A 17,218-nucleotide genomic window follows, 5' to 3' on the forward strand; every position below is an offset into this window, starting at 1 on the left:
TTATCCCTTGCGGGTAAACGCCAGGACTCGCTCGTCGGCCACCGGCACCAGCTGCGGGTGCTGCCAACCGGCTATCTCGCCCACGCCCACCACCAGCAGACCTCCCGGCGCCAGGCTCTCGGCCAGGCGGTTGAGGATGTCGCGGCGGCGCCAGCGGCGGAAATAGATCAGCAAGTTCTGACAGAAAATCACGTCCATGCCGGACATCGGCGCCTTGGCCAGCTCCAGCACATTGAGCCGGGCGCAGCACACGCGCGCCGCCAGGCCCGGCACCACCTTGAAACGTCCATCGGCTTGCGCGAGGAAATAGCGCTCGCGCAGCTCGCTGCTCACCTGCTCCAGGCGACGCGCCGAATAGCGGCCCTCGCGGGCCTTGCTCAACGCGCCCTGGCTGATATCGGTGCCGGTCACCGCGAAGTGCTCGGGCGAATCGCTGCCCTGCAACGTCTCCGCGGCGGCGATCGCCAGCGAATAGGGCTCCTCGCCACTGGAACAGCCCACGCTCCACAGCTCCCAGGGCCGCGTCAGCCCGGCGGCCAGACGCTCCTGAAGGTACCGTCCGAGCACCTCGAACGACGGCGGGTGGCGGAAGAAACGGGTTTCCTGCACGGTCAGGCGATCCAGCAGGCTCGACCACTCCACCGCACCACGCGGTCCATCGGTGACCTGACGGTAGTAGCTGGCGTAATCCGCGACGCCCAGTTCGCGCATGCGCGCACTCAGGTTGGTCTGCAGGAAGGCACGCCGCTGCTCGCTGATCACCACGCCGGTACGCGCCTCGAGCAGCGTCTGCCAGTCGTGGAAGTCGGCTTGCGACATATCGGCTACCGGGCGCAAGGCCCACATGCCGGCTGACTGCATACCTTCGCCCTGAGTCATGGCTGTCGCGCGGCGACTGCGAGCAGTCGCCGCCCTCCCTTATCAGGCGTCCGGGAGGGTGAAGCCGGACACCGACTTGCGCATCTCACTGGCCATCTTGGCCAGGTTACCGATGCTCTTGGCGGTGGCGGTGGTACCCGAGGACGTCTGCGAGGTGATTTCCTGGATCACGTTCATGGTGTTGGAGATGTGGCCGGCCGACGAGGCCTGCTGGCGGGCGGCGTTGGAGATGTTCTGGATCAGCGCCGCGAGGGTCTTGGATACCTTCTCGATCTCCTCCAGGGCCACACCGGCGTCCTGCGCCAGGCGAGCACCGCGCACCACCTCGGAAGTCGTCTGCTCCATGGAGATAACGGCTTCGTTGGTGTCGGTCTGAATGGTCTTGACCAGCGCCTCGATCTGCTTGGTCGCCGCCGAGGAACGTTCCGCGAGGCGTTGTACCTCGTCCGCTACCACGGCGAAGCCGCGGCCCGCATCACCGGCCATGGACGCCTGGATCGCGGCGTTCAGGGCGAGGATGTTGGTCTGGTCGGCAATGTCGTTGATCAGGCTGACGATGTCACCGATCTCCTGGGACGATTCACCGAGGCGCTTGATCCGCTTCGAGGTGTCCTGGATCTGCTCACGGATGTTATCCATGCCGGTGATGGTGTTGTGTACGACTTCGTTACCCTTGTTGGCGATGGCTACCGAACGTTCCGCTACCGCGGAGGATTCCGAGGCGTTCGCCGATACCTGGTCAATCGACACGGCCATCTCGTTGATCGCCGCGGACGCGCCGGCAATTTCCTGGGCCTGGTGTTCCGATGCTTCGGCCAGGTGCATCGCAGTGGCCTGGGTTTCCTGGGCCGCACCGGCTACCTGAACGGCGGTCAGGTTGATGGTGGCTACCAGGTCGCGCAGCTGGTCGATGGAGTAGTTGATGGAGTCGGCGATGGCACCGGTGAAGTCCTCGGTTACCGTCGCGGCCACGGTCAGGTCACCGTCGGCGAGGTCGGCGATCTCGTCGAGCAGACGCAGGATCGCCGCCTGGTTACGCTCGTTCTTCTCCGCAGTCTCGGCCAGACGGCGGTTGGTCTCGCGCACCATCACCAGGCCGATGAGGATGATCGAGCCGAGGGCCAGCACACCCAGCAGGTAGCCGAACAGGGTGTTGAGGGCGCGGCCCGCGGCCATGTCCTCGAAGCCCTTGGCCAGCTCGGAGGCCTTGTCCAGCAGGGTCTGCGACACGCTGAAGATCGAGTTCGCCGATTCACGCACCTGGAACAGTTCCGGCGAGGTTTCGAGGATCTCGTCGACCGAGCCGGAGACGAATTCGAACAGCTCGGAAATCTCCGCCAGACGCTCGAGGGCTTCCTCGTCGGTCACCTGGGTGATCTCCATTGCCGCGTTGCCTTCGAGCATCGCCGCCAGTACGCGGCCGAACAGGCTGGCATCGCGGCCGAACATGTCCGCGGCCTGTACCGAGTCTTCGTCACCGGCCAGTACCTTGTTCACCGAACCGAGGATACGTTCAGCCAGCAGCGACTGGCGCTGGGCCACCGAGACCTGGGCCGCCGGCGCACCGCTCTCCAGCAGGATGTCGACCACTTCCTCGTACTCGACCTGCAGCTGCGGAATGGTTTCCGCCAGGGTGGAGGCCACCTGGTGCAACGACAGTACGGTCTGCTCGCTGGCCAGAATGGCGTCGGTGTTCTGCCGGAGCTGATCCCAGTCCTGCTGCACCGCAGCCATCTGCGCCTGTACCGCTTCCGGTGCCGGCGGCAGGCCGGAACTGGCGTCGCCCTCGAGCAGGAAGCCCCAGCGCTGCTGGAAGTCGTTGCGCGCATCGCGCAGCAGGCCGAAGGCCGCGGCGGTACCCGCCGCCGCTTCCGTGGCGTTCTTGGCGATACGCTGGGACAGTACGCGCAGCTCACCGGAGTGGCCGATGTACTCGGTATCGTAGTTGGACTGGGTGTTGATGTAGGCGAAGTTCGCGAACAGCAACACGATGGAGACGATCAGCACCACGAACAGCCCCGCGATCAGCGTGCTGCTGCGTGCCCCGACCAATAAATTGCCTGCATTGAGTTTCTTCATTATCTGGCCCCCGCCTGGACCGACCGCACTACGGTTCCCATGTAACGCCAAAAGGCCGGCAGAGCCGACCCAACCGATTTTTTTCTAATAAGCGACATCGAGAAAGCCCGGGGCTTTGGCCAGCGCATGTGGGCTGAACACCAGCCAGGGCTGTTCCCGTTGGAAGACGCCGTGGATGAACGGCGCAATGCTCGCCTCGAGAGGCGGCAGCTGTTCGGAGAAGGCATCCACGGGAAAATGCTGCATGCCGAACACCTCGTCGACCGTCAGGCCGGCGAAAATCTCCTGGTGGTCGACCACCAGCACCCGCCGCAGCTTGCGCAGAGGCGACAGTTCGCTGCCGAAGAAGCCGCACAGGTCCATCACCGGCAGCAGGCGACCGCGCACGTTGGCGACGCCCTTGACCCAGCTCTTGACTCCCGGCAGCAGGGTATAGCGCGGTTCGTGCAGAACCTCGCCCACTTCCCCCATCGGCGCGACGAACAATCGATCGCCCATGCGAAAGCCAATCCCGCTCCAGGTCTGCACGGCCGCCTGCTGCGACGGCAAGCCGGCGGCCAGCGCGCGGCAGCGCTGATCGATCTCGAGGAGAATCTGGAAAGGGGTCTGCACGTCCGACATGCCAGCCTTGGCCTTCTTCTTATCTAGTACGCGGACTGCGCGGCATCAGCCGGCCAGCACCGCATTGAGGGTTTTCAGCAGCGTGTCTTCGTCGACCGGCTTGGTCAGGTAATCCTTGGCGCCCTGGCGCTTGCCCCAGACCTTGTCGGTCTCCTGATCCTTGGTGGTGACGATGATCACCGGGATGTGACTGGTCTCCGCGTCCTTGGTCAGCTGGCGGGTCGCCTGGAAGCCATTGAGGCCGGGCATGACGATGTCCATCAGCACCGCATCGGGCTTTTCCTGGCGCGCCAGGGCGACACCGTCGGCACCATTTTCCGCCTTGAGTACCTGATGGCCGTGCTTTTCCAGCATGGCGGTCAGCTTGTACATCTCGGTCGGGGAGTCATCAACAATCAGAATTCGAGCCATGGTGTTTCCCAATACAGAAGAGGCGTACGGGCCCTGAGGCCCACGACGTCAGGAGGCTTGCTCCACCGGGGTGAAGTCCGGCACGTGGGCCTTGATCGCACCGAGCAGCTCTTCCTTGCTGAAGGGCTTGGTCAGGTACTGATCGGAGCCGACGATGCGCCCCTTGGCCTTGTCGAACAGGCCGTCCTTGGAGGACAGCATGATCACCGGGGTGGATTTGAAAGCACTGTTGTTCTTGATCAGGGCACAGGTCTGATAGCCGTCGAGACGCGGCATCATGATGTCGACAAAGATGATGCGGGGATGGGTGTCGGCAATCTTGGCCAGGGCATCGAAGCCATCGACCGCGGTGATGACTTCGCAACCCACCTTTTTCAGCAGAGTTTCCGCGGTGCGACGAATCGTCTTCGAGTCGTCGATCACCATCACTTTCAAACCCTCGGAATGCTGTTCCATGTTTGCCCTACCATCGCCTCGGTGAGTCGTTATATTCGCGTTATCAGTGTGCCTGAGGCCCTGTCACCGATGGGGCTTGACCCAATCGTCGGGCCTTTTTAGCACACTCTCCCCATGCAAGCTATAAGCCCGCCGGGGCTGCTCCCGCCCTTGACCGAGGCCCTGGCCGGCGCCACCCTGACAGCCTCTATACGGCACGGCCAACCCGGCCTGCATTTCATTTCTCGCGGAGAATTATCCCCAATGAGCCTTCGTCTCGGGATCGTCATGGATCCGATTGCCAGCATCGCCTTCAAGAAGGACAGTTCGCTGGCCATGCTGCTGGCCGCCCAGGCCCGCGGCTGGTCGCTGTTCTACATGCAGCAGGAGGATCTCTACCTGGCTCGCGGCCAGGCCCGGGCCCGCCTGCGACCGCTGGAGGTGTTCAACGACGCCCAGCGCTGGTTCACCCTGGGCACCGAGCAGGATGCCGCGCTCGCCGAGCTGGACGTGATCCTGATGCGCAAGGACCCGCCCTTCGATAACGAATTCCTCTATTCCACCCACCTGCTTGAGCAGGCGGAACGCGACGGCGTACTGGTGGTCAATCGGCCGCAGAGCCTGCGCGACTGCAATGAAAAGCTGTTCGCCACCCAGTTTTCCCAATACACGCCGCCGACCCTGGTCAGTCGGCGTCCCGACATTCTGCGCCAGTTTGCCGATGAGCACCGTGACATCATTCTCAAACCCCTGGATGGCATGGGCGGTTCGCAGATATTCCGCCACCGCGAAGGCGACCCCAACCTCTCGGTGATCCTCGAGGCGCTGACCCGGCATGGCCAGCAGCAGATCATGGCGCAGGGCTACCTGCCGGCGATCAAGGATGGCGACAAGCGCATCCTGATGATCGACGGCGAACCGGTGCCCTATTGCCTGGCGCGCATCCCCGCCGCCGGCGAGACGCGCGGCAACCTGGCCGCCGGCGGACGCGGCGAGGCCAGGCCATTGAGCGAGCGCGACCGCGAGATCGCCGCCGCCGTCGGCCCGACCCTGCGCGAGAAGGGGCTGATCTTCGTCGGCCTGGACGTGATCGGCGAGCACCTGACCGAGATCAACGTCACCAGCCCGACCTGCATCCGCGAGATCGACGCAGCCTTCGACACCCGCATCGGCGAGCGCCTGATGGACTGCATCGCAGCCAAGCGCGGACTAAAAGCTTGACGCAGGTGGCAGCCTGGCGCTTCAGGCTTGCAGCCTGAGGCGTCGCGCCGCAGACTGCGCGACATTCGTAGACAGACCCGATACGCGATGAACGCAGCAGCCAAGCCACCCGCCACTTCTTCCGCCGCCGTCCGCCCGGCGGATCGCCTGGGGTTCACGCTGTTTCTCGCCGCGGCACTGCACGTCGCGCTGATCCTCGGCATCGGCTTCGGCCTTGAGCCACCGAGCCAGATCAGCAAGACCCTGGAGATCACCCTGTCCACCTTCAAGAGCGAGGAAAAGCCCAAGGAGGCCGACTTCCTCGCCCAGGACAACCAGCAGGGTAGCGGCACCCTGGAGCATGCCGCCGCACCAAAGACCACCGAGCAGGCGCCGTTCCAGGACAGCGAGGTGCGCAAGGTCAGCCCGCCGGCCACCCCGCAGCCCCCCGTCGCCCGCCAGGAAGCGCCCAAGGCCGCGGTGGCCACCCGCGCACCGCAGCAGCAGAAGACGCCGGTCAAACGCGAGGAGGCCAAGCCGGTACCGCAGGCCCGGCCGGCGCCGGTGTTCGATGCCGCCCAGCTGTCGGCGGAGATCGCCAGCCTGGAAGCCGAGCTGGCTCAGGAAATCCAGGCCTACGCCAAACGACCGAAGATCCACCGCCTCAACGCCGCCTCGACCATGCGCGACAAGGGCGCCTGGTACAAGGACGAGTGGCGCAAGAAGGTCGAGCGCATCGGCAACCTCAACTACCCGGACGAGGCCCGCCGCCAGCGCATCTACGGCAGCCTGCGCCTGCTGGTATCGATCAACCGCGACGGCAGCCTGTACGAGGTCCAGGTGCTGGAATCCTCCGGCCAGGCCGTGCTCGACCAGGCCGCCCAGCGTATCGTGCGCCTGGCCGCGCCCTACGCGCCCTTTACCGGCGACCTGGCCGACATCGACCGCCTGGAGATCATCCGCACCTGGCGTTTCGAGCGCGGCGACCGGCTGTCGAGCAACTGATCCGCCGCAGGGTGCGCTATGCGTACCAGCGCTCGCTCCGCTTGCACGGCGCCCCCCCACAGGATGACGTGCCACCAGCAGTCATCCAGCCACGTCTTGCGGCTTGTAGCCTGAGGCTTGTGGCTCCAAACTAGCGCCATGAAGATTTCAGCCCCCACCTCGCTCAAGCACCACTTCCTGATCGCCATGCCGCACATGGCCGATCCCACCTTCGCGCAGACGGTCACCTACCTGGTCGAACACAACGAACAGGGCGCCATGGGCCTGGTGATCAACAAGCCCAACGGCCTCAACCTGGCCGACGTGATGGAACAGTTGCGCCCGGACGAGGAGCCGGCGGCGCTGTGCCACAGCCTGCCGATCTTCGCCGGCGGCCCAGTGCAGACCGACCGCGGCTTCGTCCTGCATCCGGCCGGCCCGCAGTTCCAGGCCACCCTGGAGCTGGGCGAGCTGGGCCTGTCCACCTCGCAGGACGTGCTGTTCGCCATCGCCGATGGCACGGGCCCGGACAAGTACCTGATCACCCTCGGCTACGCCGGCTGGGAGGCCGGGCAACTGGAAGCGGAGCTGGCCGACAACGCCTGGCTGACCTGTCCGGCCGACAGCGCCATTCTCTTCGACCTGCCCTTCGACCAGCGTCTCAATGCCGCCGCCGCACGCCTGGGGGTCAACCTCAGCCTGCTCACCTCGCAAGCCGGGCACGCCTGATGGCCGAGGGCAAGCCGCTGCGCCTGCTGCTGGGCTTCGACTACGGCACCAAGCAGATCGGCGTCGCCGTCGGCCAGGTGATCACCGGCCAGGCCCGCGAGCTGTGCGTGCTCAAGGCGCAGAACGGCGTGCCGGACTGGAGCCGGGTCGAAGCCTTGATCAAGGAATGGCAGCCGGACGCCGTAGTAGTCGGTCTGCCGCTGAACATGGACGGCACGCCGAGCGAGATGAGCGCCCGCGCCGAGAAATTCGCCCGCCGCCTCAATGGCCGCTTCAACTTGCCCGCCTACACCCACGACGAACGCCTGACCACCTTCGAGGCCAAGGGCCAGCGCCTGCGCGAAGGCCAGAGCGGCGGCTACCGCGAACGGCCGGTGGATGCCATTGCCGCCGCCCTGCTGCTGCAGGGCTGGCTCGAGGAAAACTGTCCGGGCTGAGCGACTCGGCCCGCACCAAGGAGTTTCGCCATGCTACCGAACCCCAACGAGCTGCTGCCGGCCATGGCCACCGCCCTGACCCAGCACCTGAACCAGCGCCAGATCGCCGAGCCGCGCTTCATCGGCATCCGCACCGGCGGAGTCTGGGTCGCCCAGGCCCTGCTTGCCGCCTTGGGGCGCGACGACGCGCTGGGCGTGCTCGACGTGTCCTTCTACCGCGACGACTTCACCCAGAACGGCCTGCACCCGCAGGTGCAACCGTCCGAACTGCCGTTCGAGATCGAAGGCCAGCACCTGGTGCTGATCGACGACGTGCTGATGAGCGGGCGCACCATCCGCGCCGCGCTGAACGAGCTGTTCGACTACGGGCGTCCGGCCAGCGTGACCCTGGTCAGCCTGCTCGATCTGGGCGCCCGCGAGCTGCCGATCCGCCCCGACGTGGTCGGCGCCAGCCTGTCGCTGGCGACCAACGAACGGGTAAAATTGTCCGGCCCCACGCCGCTGACCCTCGAACTCCAGACGCTCGCCAACTGAGACTCCCCGCGATGACGCCACTCGCCGCCAAGCGCCCGCTGCAACTGAACGATCAAGGTCAGCTGCGCCACTTCCTCTCACTCGACGGCCTGCCCCGCGAGCTGTTGACCGAAATCCTCGACACCGCCGACTCCTTCCTCGAAGTCGGCGCGCGCGCGGTGAAGAAAGTCCCGCTGCTGCGCGGCAAGACCGTGTGCAACGTGTTCTTCGAGAACTCCACGCGCACCCGCACCACTTTCGAGCTGGCCGCCCAGCGCCTGTCGGCGGACGTCATCAGCCTCAACGTCTCCACCAGCTCCACCAGCAAGGGCGAGACGCTGTTCGACACCCTGCGCAACCTCGAGGCCATGGCCGCCGACATCTTCGTCGTGCGCCATGCCGACTCCGGCGCCGCGCATTTCATCGCCGAGCACGTCTGCCCGAACCTGGCGATCATCAACGGCGGAGACGGCCGCCACGCGCACCCGACCCAAGGCATGCTCGACATGCTCACCATTCGCCGCCACAAGGGTGACTTCGAGAACCTCTCGGTGGCCATCGTCGGCGATATCCTGCACTCGCGCGTCGCGCGCTCGAACATGCTGGCACTGAAGACCCTGGGCTGCCCGGATATCCGCGTGATCGCACCGAAGACCCTGCTGCCCATCGGCCTGGAGGAAAGCTACGGCGTGCGCGTGTTCACCGATGCCAACGAGGGCCTCAAGAACGTCGACGTGGTGATCATGCTGCGCCTGCAGCGCGAGCGCATGCAGGGCGGCCTGCTGCCCAGCGAGGGCGAGTTCTACCGCCTGTTCGGCCTCACCGAACAGCGTCTCAAGCTGGCCAAGCCCGATGCCCTGGTGATGCACCCGGGCCCGATCAACCGTGGCGTGGAGATCGAGTCGGCGGTGGCCGACGGCCCGCAGTCGGTAATCCTCAACCAGGTCACCTACGGCATCGCCATCCGCATGGCGGTGCTGTCGATGGCCATGAGCGGGCAGAACGCCCAACGTCAACTCGATGCCGAGGAGGCCAACTGATGCGTACCGCAATCCTCGGCGCCCGCGTGATCGACCCCAGCAGCGGCCTGGATCAGGTCACCGACCTCTATATCGACGGCGGCAAGCTGGCCGCCATCGGCCAGGCGCCGGCCGGCTTCGTCGCCGAGCAGACGCTCGAAGCCCGGGGCCTGGTCGCCGCGCCCGGCCTGGTCGACCTGTCGGTGGCCCTGCGCGAGCCGGGCTACAGCCGCAAGGGCAGCATCGCCAGCGAGACCCTGGCCGCCGCCGCCGGCGGCGTCACCAGCCTGTGCTGCCCGCCGCTGACCCGCCCGGTGCTGGATACGCCGGCGGTGGCCGAGCTGATCCTCGACCGTGCCCGCGAAGCCGGACACACCAAGGTCTTCCCCATCGGCGCGCTGAGCAAGGGGCTGGCCGGCGAGCAGCTGGCCGAGCTGGTCGCCCTGCGCGACGCCGGCTGCGTCGCCTTCGGCAACGGCCTGGACAACTTCCGCAGCAGCCGCACCCTGCGCCGCGCCCTGGAATACGCGGCCACCTTCGACCTGCAGGTGATCTTCCATTCGCAGGACGCCGACCTGGCCGAAGGCGGCCTGGCCCACGAAGGCCCGACCGCCAGCTTCCTCGGCCTGGCCGGCATCCCGGAAACCGCCGAGACCGTGGCCCTGGCCCGCGACCTGCTGCTGGTGGAACAGAGCGGCGTGCGTGCGCACTTCAGCCAGATCACCAGCGCCCGCGGCGCCGAGCTGATCGCCGCCGCCCAGGCCCGCGGCCTGCCGGTGACGGCGGACGTGGCGCTGTACCAGCTGATCCTCACCGACGAGGCGCTGATCGACTTCTCCAGCCTCTATCACGTGCAGCCGCCGCTGCGCTCGCGCGCCGACCGCGACGGCCTGCGCGAGGCGGTGAAGGCCGGGGTGATCTCGGCCATCGCCAGCCATCACCAGCCGCACGAGCGCGACGCCAAGCTGGCGCCTTTCGCCGCCACCGAGCCGGGCATCAGCAGCGTGCAGCTGCTGCTGCCGCTGGCCATGAGCCTGGTGCAGGACGGTTTGCTGGATCTGCCGACGCTGCTGGCGCGCCTGTCCAGCGGCCCGGCCGAGGCGCTGCGCCTGCCGGCCGGTCGCCTGGCGGTCGGCGCCGCGGCGGATATCCTGCTGTTCGATCCGCAGGCCTCGACCCTGGCCGGCGAGCGCTGGTACTCCAGGGGCAGCAACTGCCCCTTTATCGACCACTGCCTGCCCGGCGCAGTGCGCTACACCCTGGTCGACGGACATATCAGCTACCAGGTCTGATGCGACCAGCAGCGCACGAGCCCGCCACCAGGCGGGCTCGTGCGTAGGGTACGCCGTGCCTTAGGGTGCGCCACGCGCACCAGCCCCTAGAAGGTCCTTGGTGCGCACGGTGCACCCTACGGCCGATACCGCCCTTAGAAGCCTCTCACGACGAGTTGTCCCAGCCGCGGCATGCTTTTCGCTCGCCACGACATTGGACGAATGAGTGACTCGACAGTCATGATCCACGTCAGGTTAGGCAGCCGAAATTTTCCAAACGCCACCGCCCTATGACCCCACCCGCGCCGCCAGGCGCCGGCCCGGCGTCGCGCTGGCCTTGTTCAGGAGCTTTTGAGTTATGTCGCGCTTACCTGTGATCGTGGGTTTTGGGGGTTACAACGCAGCCGGGCGCAGCTCCTTCCACCATGGATTTCGCCGCACCGTGATCGAAACCCTGGACGCCCGCGCGCGCCAGGAGACACTGGCCGGGCTGGCGCAGATGATGAAGCTGGTGCGCGTGGTCGAGGGCCAGTACCAGGACCAGGACGGCCAGGCGCTGAGCCTGGCGGACATCGAGAGCCGCTACGCCGAGCAGATTCTCGCCGGCACCCTGGTGCGCCGCATCGAGAAGCAGCACCTGGACCCGGATGCCGCCCACTGGCAGAAGAGCATCGGCCTGGCTCCCGGCCACAGCGGCAGCCTGAGCTTCCTCACCCTGCGCAAGCAGCTGCCCGAGCCACTGCCGGCCAACTGGTCGGTGCAGGAACTCAACGCCAGCGAAGTGCAGGTCACCCTGCACGACAGCTGCGAATTCAAGGTCGACAGCTACCGCCCGCTGGCGGTGAAGTCCGCCGGCCAGCTGCCCACCGGCTTCGAGCCGAGCGAGCTGTACAACGCGCGCTTCCACCCGCGCGGCCTGGCCATGACCGTGGTCGGCGTCACCGACGCGCTGCGCTCGGTCGGCATCGACTGGCAGCGCATCGTCCAGCATGTCGCACCGGACGAAGTCGCGGTGTTCGCCAGCTGCATCATGAGCCAGCTCGACGAGAACGGCTTCGGCGGCATGATGCAGTCGCGCCTGAAAGGCGGCCGCGTTACCGCCAAGCAGCTGGCCCTGGGCCTGAATACCATGCCGGCCGACTTCATCAACGCCTACGTGCTCGGCAGCGTCGGCACCACCGGCAGCATCACCGGCGCCTGCGCCACCTTCCTCTACAACCTGCAGAAGGGCATCGAGCAGATCGCCGCGGGCAAGGCGCGGGTGGTGATCGTCGGCAGCAGCGAGGCGCCGGTCAACCAGGAGTGCATCGAGGGCTACGGCGCCATGGGCGCGCTGGCCACCGAGGACGGCCTGCGCCAGATCGAAGGCAAGAGCGAGGTGGATTTCCGCCGCGCCAGCCGCCCGTTCGGCGACAACTGCGGCTTCACCCTGGCCGAGGCCTGCCAGTTCGTGGTGCTGATGGACGACGAGCTGGCCCTGGAGCTGGGCGCCGACATCCATGGCGCGGTCCCGGATGTGTTCATCAACGCCGATGGCTTCAAGAAATCCATTTCCGCTCCGGGCCCCGGCAACTACCTGACCGTGGCCAAGGCCGTGGCCAGCGCCGTGCAGCTGCTCGGCCTGGACGCGGTGCGCAGCCGCAGCTTCGTCCACGCCCACGGCTCCAGCACCCCGGCCAACCGCGTCACCGAATCGGAAATCCTCGACCGCGTCGCCAGCGCCTTCGGCATCGAGCAGTGGCCGATCACCGCGGTCAAGGCCTTCGTCGGCCATTCCCTGGCCACCGCCAGCGGCGACCAGGTGATCGCCGCCCTGGGCACCTTCAAATACGGCATCCTGCCGGGGATCAAGACCATAGACGCGGTCGCCGGCGACGTGCATCAGCAGCACCTGAGCCTGGCCACCGCGGACCGCCAGGTCGGCGAGCAGGCGCTGGACGTGGCCTTCATCAACTCCAAGGGCTTCGGCGGCAACAATGCCAGCGCCCTGGTGCTGGCCCCGCACGTGGTCGAGCGCATGCTGCGCAAGCGCCACGGCCAGGCCGCGTTCGACGCCTACCTGGCCCGTCGCGAAGGCACCCGCGCCGCGGCCGCGGCCTACGACCAGCAGGCGCTGCTGGGCCAGCTGGACATCATCTACAACTTCGGCAACGACATGATCGACGACCAGGCGATCTCCATCACCACCGAGGAAGTGAAGGTGCCCGGCTTCGACCAGCCGCTGGTGTTCAAGAAGGACGAGCGTTACCGCGATATGCTCGACTGAGCGGGGCGCGCTGTGGGAGGGGCTTTCGGCTCTGGCATCCTGCTTCGCACTACCTCCTGCATCCATGCAGTCGCAGTCGCGACAGTCGCCGCTAAAGCGCCTCCCACGGGGCTATACCAGATCGCGCGCCAGCTCGATCAGCTCGCCGCGCCAGGGCGCGGTAAGCGGAAGCGCCAGAAACGAGGGATTGAGAAAGGATTCGCGGGCCTCGTAAGTCAGCGGCGCACCGGCCAGATCCAGCACTTCGCCGCCCGCCCCTTCCAGCACGCCCTGCGCCGCCGCGGTGTCCCATTGCGAGGTGGGCGCCAGGCGCGGGTAGCAATCGGCATTGCCTTCGGCCAGCAGACAGAACTTCAGCGAACTGCCGATATTGGCCAGCACCGGCTCGCCGAAGCGCGCGCCCAGCTCCGCCAGCAGGCGTTCCTGCGCCGGACTCGAGTGGCGTTTGCTGGCCACCAGGGTAAAGCCCTGCGCCGGCGCCTGGCGCACGCCGATCGGCTGCGTCTCACCCGGCGTTTCGCTGCGCCAGGCACCGAGACCGGCGCCGCCGTAATAGCAGCGGCCATTGCCCGGAATGCCGACCACGCCGAAGACCACGCGCCCCTGCTCGATCAGCGCAACATTGACGGTAAATTCTTCGGAGCCGGCGATAAATTCCTTGGTGCCGTCCAGCGGATCGACCAGCCACCAGCGCGTCCAGGCGGCGCGCTCGGCCAGCGGAATGTCGGCGGCCTCCTCGGACAGCACCGGCACCTCCGGCGCCAGCGCGCGCAGGCCGTCCTGCAGGATATGGTGGGCGGCCAGGTCGGCGGCCGTCACCGGCGAGGCATCGGCCTTCTCCTGCACCGTCACGCCGCTGCGCCAATACGGCAGCGTCGCCGCGCCAGCCTCGCGCACCAATTCGATCACGCGGGAAACATAGGGATGGCTCACTGCACGAACTCCCCGCGCTGAGCGAGCAGGTCGCGCACCAGGTACAGCGCAGCCAGCGCCCTCCCCTCGCTGAACTGGGCGTGCCGGGCCAGGCTGGAGAGCTCGCGCAGGTTGATCCGGTCGACCCGCATCGGCTCCGGTTCATCGCCCGGCAGGCGCTCCTCATAAAGGTCACGGGCCAGCACCACCTGGATCTTCTGGCTCATATAGCCGGGCGACAGGCTCAGCTCGGTGATGTACTCCAGATCGTGCGCACCAAAACCCGCCTCCTCCTTGAGCTCGCGGTTGGCCGCCACCAGCACGTCCTCGCCCGGCTCGATCAGGCCCTTGGGCAGCGACAGCTGGTAGTCGTCGGTGCCGCCGCAGTATTCCTCGACCAGCACCGCATGCTCGGCATCGAGCATCGCCACCACCATCACCGCGCCGTAGCCCGCGCCCTTGCCCACCAGACGCTCGTAGGTACGCTCGACACCGTTGGAAAAGCGCAGCTGCAGTTCCTCGACGCGGAACAGGCGGCTGCTGGCGACTATTTCACGGGCGAGTACCGTGGGCTTCTGACGCATGGGGCAACTCCTTGGCGTGACCTGGCGGGTTATCATACCGCGGCTTTTCCGATTATCCCCGGCGCAGATTGCGCGTTCGCGACGCGAGCCGGCAGATTCACGACCTTTACAATTCAGGCGCGCCCATGTCTCCACTGCCCTGGCACCAGATCGACACCGTCCTGCTGGACATGGACGGCACCCTGCTCGATCTGCACTTCGACAACCACTTCTGGCTCAAGCACCTGCCGCAGCGTTACGCCGAGCACCACGGCACCAGCCTGGCGCTGGCCGAGGCCGAGCTGCTGCCGCTGTTCCGTCAGCACGCCGGTACGCTGAACTGGTACTGCACGGACTTCTGGAGCCGCGAGCTGAACCTCCCGATCCGCGAGCTCAAGCGCGAGGTCGCGCACCTGATCGCCTTGCGCACGGACGCCGAGGTGTTCCTGCGCGCCCTGCGCGAGGCGGGCAAGCGCGTGGTGCTGATCACCAACGCGCATCGCGATTCGCTGTCGCTGAAGATGGAACGGGTGGAGCTGGCGCCCTGGTTCGAGCGCCTGATCAGTTCGCACGACTACGGCTTTCCCAAGGAGGACCAGCAGTTCTGGTTCGCCCTGCGCCAGGACGTCGACTTCGACCCGGCGCGCAGCCTGTTCATCGACGACAGCCTGCCGATCCTGCGCAGCGCCGGGCGCTTCGGCGTCGCCCAGTTGCTCGCCGTGCGCCAGCCGGACAGCCAGGCCGGCCCGAAGGACACCGAGGAGTTCGCCGCGGTGGAGGATTATCGGGCGTTGTTGCAGGGGCTGGCCGGGGTGCGCTGGTCGTAGGAGCCGGCTTGCCGGCGATCCCGGGGGACGCCGGCTCCTGCCCAGGCTTAGTGCTTATTCGGGAATGCGCAGCACCTGGCCCGGGTAGATCTTGTCCGGGTGGCCGAGCATCGGCTTGTTGGCCTCGAAGATCTTCATATAAGCGTTGGCGTTGCCGTATTCGGCCTTGGCGATGGCGCTCAGGGTGTCGCCCTTCTGCACCGTGACGAAGCGCGCCGCCGGCGCCGGCGTGGCAACGCCGATCTGGTCGTCCACCTCGCCGACGCCGGCGACGTTGCCCAGGGCCAGGAGGATCTTTTCCTTCTCCTCCTGGCTGGCCACCTCGCCGCTGACGATCACCTTGTCGCCCTCGACGCTGACCTCGATATTCGGGTTGCCCAGGCCGACCTTGGCCACATGCTCCTTGAGCGACTCGGCGGCCTGCGCCTCCTGGCCCACCAGCGACTCCCACAGCTTGACCCCGGCTTCTTTGACAAAGGCGAACATACCCATGGCGATTCCTCTCGTTCCTTGTGGATGGCCGGGCAGGCAGCGCCCGGAAGCGCAAGTCTAGATGCTGCAGGGCAAGCAGGCGTGCCGCTGGTCTCGGAGCCTGATCAAAGGCTCGCGAGCTAGAGCCATGCAATACCGATGGCGGCCCCACAAAAACAGGCGAGGAACGGTCGGAGTCGCGGGCGACTTTACGAGTTGTAAATGAGCATTACTCGCTGCGCTCGCCCTGCGGACGTTCAGTGACAAGTCACTGTCCGAGCCTGTTTTTAACGCAGCAGTGCCGACGCGCAGCAGACTTTGAACAGGCTCTCAGGACGGCGCCGGGCTATAGACCCGCGGTGCGCTGTGGTGCGGCAGGTGGATCAGGTTGAGGCGGTGCTGGCGCGCCCAGCGCACGCACAGGTCGGTCGGCGCCGAGAGGCTGACCAGGCTGGCGAAGCCGGCACGCACCGCCTTGTGGATCAGCTCCAGGCTGCAGCGGCTGGTGACCACGGCGAAGCCGCGGCGAGCGTCGCGGCCTTCGCGGCGCAGCGCGCCGATCAGCTTGTCCAGGGCGTTGTGCCGGCCAATGTCTTCGCGGCAGAGGACGATCTCGCCGTGCTCGTCGACGAACAGCGCGGCGTGCAGCGCGCCGCTGTGGCGCGCCAGCTTCTGCACCTCGGCGATGCGCGCGCGCAGCTGATGCAGGTGCGCGGCCGGCGGCAGGGGGCTGGCGGCCAGCTCGGCCAGTTGCGGCAATGCCTGCTCCAGCGCCGCCACGCCGCACAGGCCACAGCCGCTGGTGCCGGCCAGATTGCGCCGCTGCTGCTTGAGCGCCCAGAAGGCACGGCTGGCGATCTGCACCTCGGCGTGGAACGCCTCGCCCGCCCGCTTTAACTGGATGTCGTAGATGTCCTCGGCCGCACCCACTACCGCAGAAGTCAGACTGAAGCCGACCACGAAGTCTTCCAAGGCGCTGGGCGAGACCATCATCACCGCATGGCCGATGCCGTTGTAGGCGATGGCCAGGGCGCACTCCTCGGCCAGCACCGCATGGCCGCTACGCGCCGCCTCGTCCAGCTCGACATAGGCGTAGCCGTCCGCCGCCGGGTGGGCGGCGCGATCGTCGGTGAGCGGGGCGGCGGTACGGCGTGGCATAGGCTGCGGATTCCTCGCGGTGATCGTGGGGTGGCGCGGGGCCGCCTAGGCCGTGCGCACCAGTCCGTAGGGTGGATCGCGCTCTATCGATCCACCATAGGTGCCGCGATGGTGGATGAAAAGAGCGTCATCCACCCTACGCCGAACCGGGACCTTATGCTGCTCACGCCGCCTGCGGCTCGATCTGCTCGCGCAGCTCGCGCAGCACCTGCACGGCGAACTCGCTGAGGCCCTCGCCCGCGCTGGCATCCAGGTGGGCGTAGAGCGCCGTGCGCATCTGCGGATCCCACTGGCGGCGCAGGTGCTGGGCGTACTCCGTGCGCGCCTGGAGCGGATCGGGCCGGGAAGCGAAGAAGGCACCGATCTGGTTGGCCATCTTGATCAGTTGAGTGGCATTCATGCCCATCTGCACACCTCGATGCGCTGAAGAGAAAACAGGAGCC

The 17,218-nt window shown here is 66.9% G+C and carries 19 protein-coding genes; 9 read left to right on the forward strand and 10 right to left on the reverse strand.

The window, feature by feature from the left end:
• From ACUTAF_RS19065 to pilG, 5 genes are all read right to left on the reverse strand, one after another.
• Positions 1–861 carry a protein-glutamate O-methyltransferase gene (locus ACUTAF_RS19065; protein ID WP_445581448.1) on the reverse strand — a complete coding sequence of 287 codons (861 nt, stop codon included), beginning with the start codon at positions 859–861 and terminating at the stop codon, positions 1–3.
• Between the two features lie 60 nt (positions 862–921).
• Complete coding sequence (locus ACUTAF_RS19070) at positions 922–2,958, reverse strand: methyl-accepting chemotaxis protein (protein WP_445581449.1); 2,037 nt, start codon at positions 2,956–2,958, stop codon at positions 922–924.
• Positions 2,959–3,042: 84 nt separating this feature from the next.
• Positions 3,043–3,579: a chemotaxis protein CheW gene (locus tag ACUTAF_RS19075; RefSeq protein WP_445581450.1), complete on the reverse strand. Its 537-nt coding sequence runs from the start codon at positions 3,577–3,579 to the stop codon at positions 3,043–3,045.
• 45 nt (positions 3,580–3,624) lie between these two features.
• Positions 3,625–3,990, reverse strand: coding sequence for a twitching motility response regulator PilH (pilH, locus tag ACUTAF_RS19080; RefSeq protein ID WP_013713612.1), 366 nt, complete (start codon positions 3,988–3,990; stop codon positions 3,625–3,627).
• A 48-nt stretch (positions 3,991–4,038) separates the two neighbouring features.
• Positions 4,039–4,446, reverse strand: a complete 408-nt coding sequence (gene pilG / locus ACUTAF_RS19085; RefSeq protein WP_445581451.1) for a twitching motility response regulator PilG — start codon at positions 4,444–4,446, stop codon at positions 4,039–4,041.
• Between the two features lie 243 nt (positions 4,447–4,689).
• Between pilG and gshB the strand changes: the two genes are divergently transcribed.
• The 8 genes from gshB (at position 4,690) to ACUTAF_RS19125 (ending at position 12,844) form a co-directional block, all read left to right on the forward strand.
• Positions 4,690–5,646 (forward strand): glutathione synthase, encoded by a 957-nt coding sequence (gene gshB, locus ACUTAF_RS19090; RefSeq protein ID WP_445581452.1) that lies wholly within the window; start codon positions 4,690–4,692, stop codon positions 5,644–5,646.
• A gap of 87 nt (positions 5,647–5,733) precedes the next feature.
• Complete coding sequence (locus ACUTAF_RS19095) at positions 5,734–6,630, forward strand: TonB family protein (protein ID WP_445581453.1); 897 nt, start codon at positions 5,734–5,736, stop codon at positions 6,628–6,630.
• Between the two features lie 138 nt (positions 6,631–6,768).
• Positions 6,769–7,338 (forward strand): YqgE/AlgH family protein, encoded by a 570-nt coding sequence (locus tag ACUTAF_RS19100; RefSeq protein ID WP_445581454.1) that lies wholly within the window; start codon positions 6,769–6,771, stop codon positions 7,336–7,338.
• Positions 7,338–7,775 carry a Holliday junction resolvase RuvX gene (gene ruvX, locus ACUTAF_RS19105; protein ID WP_021444025.1) on the forward strand — a complete coding sequence of 146 codons (438 nt, stop codon included), beginning with the start codon at positions 7,338–7,340 and terminating at the stop codon, positions 7,773–7,775. Before ACUTAF_RS19100 ends, ruvX begins: the two co-directional genes overlap by 1 nt.
• A gap of 30 nt (positions 7,776–7,805) precedes the next feature.
• A complete protein-coding gene (pyrR, locus tag ACUTAF_RS19110; RefSeq protein WP_445581455.1) occupies positions 7,806–8,309 on the forward strand; it encodes a bifunctional pyr operon transcriptional regulator/uracil phosphoribosyltransferase PyrR in 504 nt (167 codons plus the stop codon).
• Between the two features lie 11 nt (positions 8,310–8,320).
• Positions 8,321–9,328 carry an aspartate carbamoyltransferase catalytic subunit gene (locus ACUTAF_RS19115; RefSeq protein WP_445581456.1) on the forward strand — a complete coding sequence of 336 codons (1,008 nt, stop codon included), beginning with the start codon at positions 8,321–8,323 and terminating at the stop codon, positions 9,326–9,328.
• Positions 9,328–10,599, forward strand: a complete 1,272-nt coding sequence (locus tag ACUTAF_RS19120) for a dihydroorotase (RefSeq protein ID WP_445581457.1) — start codon at positions 9,328–9,330, stop codon at positions 10,597–10,599. Before ACUTAF_RS19115 ends, ACUTAF_RS19120 begins: the two co-directional genes overlap by 1 nt.
• A gap of 337 nt (positions 10,600–10,936) precedes the next feature.
• Positions 10,937–12,844, forward strand: coding sequence for a beta-ketoacyl synthase (locus ACUTAF_RS19125; protein WP_445581458.1), 1,908 nt, complete (start codon positions 10,937–10,939; stop codon positions 12,842–12,844).
• A 111-nt stretch (positions 12,845–12,955) separates the two neighbouring features.
• Here ACUTAF_RS19125 and cysQ read toward each other — a convergent pair whose 3' ends face one another.
• Positions 12,956–13,777: a 3'(2'),5'-bisphosphate nucleotidase CysQ gene (gene cysQ / locus ACUTAF_RS19130; protein ID WP_445581459.1), complete on the reverse strand. Its 822-nt coding sequence runs from the start codon at positions 13,775–13,777 to the stop codon at positions 12,956–12,958.
• The gene (gene nudE / locus ACUTAF_RS19135) at positions 13,774–14,340 is read right to left on the reverse strand and encodes an ADP compounds hydrolase NudE (protein WP_445581460.1); all 567 of its coding nucleotides are present in this window, start codon (positions 14,338–14,340) and stop codon (positions 13,774–13,776) included. Before nudE ends, cysQ begins: the two co-directional genes overlap by 4 nt.
• Before the next feature lie 125 nt (positions 14,341–14,465).
• Between nudE and yrfG the strand changes: the two genes are divergently transcribed.
• A complete protein-coding gene (yrfG, locus tag ACUTAF_RS19140; protein ID WP_445581461.1) occupies positions 14,466–15,146 on the forward strand; it encodes a GMP/IMP nucleotidase in 681 nt (226 codons plus the stop codon).
• A 54-nt stretch (positions 15,147–15,200) separates the two neighbouring features.
• Here the strand turns inward: yrfG and lysM are convergent, their stop codons facing one another.
• The 3 genes from lysM to ACUTAF_RS19155 all read right to left on the reverse strand — a co-directional run bounded on the left by lysM (position 15,201) and on the right by ACUTAF_RS19155 (position 17,175).
• Entirely contained in the window at positions 15,201–15,638 is a 438-nt protein-coding gene (gene lysM, locus ACUTAF_RS19145; protein WP_445581462.1) for a peptidoglycan-binding protein LysM, read from the reverse strand.
• A gap of 309 nt (positions 15,639–15,947) precedes the next feature.
• Entirely contained in the window at positions 15,948–16,775 is an 828-nt protein-coding gene (gene fdhD / locus ACUTAF_RS19150) for a formate dehydrogenase accessory sulfurtransferase FdhD (protein ID WP_445581463.1), read from the reverse strand.
• A gap of 163 nt (positions 16,776–16,938) precedes the next feature.
• Positions 16,939–17,175, reverse strand: coding sequence for a formate dehydrogenase subunit delta (locus tag ACUTAF_RS19155; RefSeq protein ID WP_445581464.1), 237 nt, complete (start codon positions 17,173–17,175; stop codon positions 16,939–16,941).
• Positions 17,176–17,218: the final 43 nt, after the last annotated feature.

This window comes from Pseudomonas sp. SP16.1 (assembly GCF_052682975.1).

What these genes read in the sequence shown, in the direction of transcription:
- ACUTAF_RS19065 (WP_445581448.1), bottom strand. Translation starts at nt 861, where the DNA reads ATGCAGTCAGCCGGCATGTGGGCCTTGCGCCCGGTAGCCGATATGTCG.
- ACUTAF_RS19070 (WP_445581449.1), bottom strand. Translation starts at nt 2,958, where the DNA reads ATGAAGAAACTCAATGCAGGCAATTTATTGGTCGGGGCACGCAGCAGC.
- ACUTAF_RS19075 (WP_445581450.1), bottom strand. Translation starts at nt 3,579, where the DNA reads ATGTCGGACGTGCAGACCCCTTTCCAGATTCTCCTCGAGATCGATCAG.
- pilH (WP_013713612.1), bottom strand. Translation starts at nt 3,990, where the DNA reads ATGGCTCGAATTCTGATTGTTGATGACTCCCCGACCGAGATGTACAAG.
- pilG (WP_445581451.1), bottom strand. Translation starts at nt 4,446, where the DNA reads ATGGAACAGCATTCCGAGGGTTTGAAAGTGATGGTGATCGACGACTCG.
- gshB (WP_445581452.1), top strand. Translation starts at nt 4,690, where the DNA reads ATGAGCCTTCGTCTCGGGATCGTCATGGATCCGATTGCCAGCATCGCC.
- ACUTAF_RS19095 (WP_445581453.1), top strand. Translation starts at nt 5,734, where the DNA reads ATGAACGCAGCAGCCAAGCCACCCGCCACTTCTTCCGCCGCCGTCCGC.
- ACUTAF_RS19100 (WP_445581454.1), top strand. Translation starts at nt 6,769, where the DNA reads ATGAAGATTTCAGCCCCCACCTCGCTCAAGCACCACTTCCTGATCGCC.
- ruvX (WP_021444025.1), top strand. Translation starts at nt 7,338, where the DNA reads ATGGCCGAGGGCAAGCCGCTGCGCCTGCTGCTGGGCTTCGACTACGGC.
- pyrR (WP_445581455.1), top strand. Translation starts at nt 7,806, where the DNA reads ATGCTACCGAACCCCAACGAGCTGCTGCCGGCCATGGCCACCGCCCTG.
- ACUTAF_RS19115 (WP_445581456.1), top strand. Translation starts at nt 8,321, where the DNA reads ATGACGCCACTCGCCGCCAAGCGCCCGCTGCAACTGAACGATCAAGGT.
- ACUTAF_RS19120 (WP_445581457.1), top strand. Translation starts at nt 9,328, where the DNA reads ATGCGTACCGCAATCCTCGGCGCCCGCGTGATCGACCCCAGCAGCGGC.
- ACUTAF_RS19125 (WP_445581458.1), top strand. Translation starts at nt 10,937, where the DNA reads ATGTCGCGCTTACCTGTGATCGTGGGTTTTGGGGGTTACAACGCAGCC.
- nudE (WP_445581460.1), bottom strand. Translation starts at nt 14,340, where the DNA reads ATGCGTCAGAAGCCCACGGTACTCGCCCGTGAAATAGTCGCCAGCAGC.
- yrfG (WP_445581461.1), top strand. Translation starts at nt 14,466, where the DNA reads ATGTCTCCACTGCCCTGGCACCAGATCGACACCGTCCTGCTGGACATG.
- lysM (WP_445581462.1), bottom strand. Translation starts at nt 15,638, where the DNA reads ATGGGTATGTTCGCCTTTGTCAAAGAAGCCGGGGTCAAGCTGTGGGAG.
- fdhD (WP_445581463.1), bottom strand. Translation starts at nt 16,775, where the DNA reads ATGCCACGCCGTACCGCCGCCCCGCTCACCGACGATCGCGCCGCCCAC.
- ACUTAF_RS19155 (WP_445581464.1), bottom strand. Translation starts at nt 17,175, where the DNA reads ATGAATGCCACTCAACTGATCAAGATGGCCAACCAGATCGGTGCCTTC.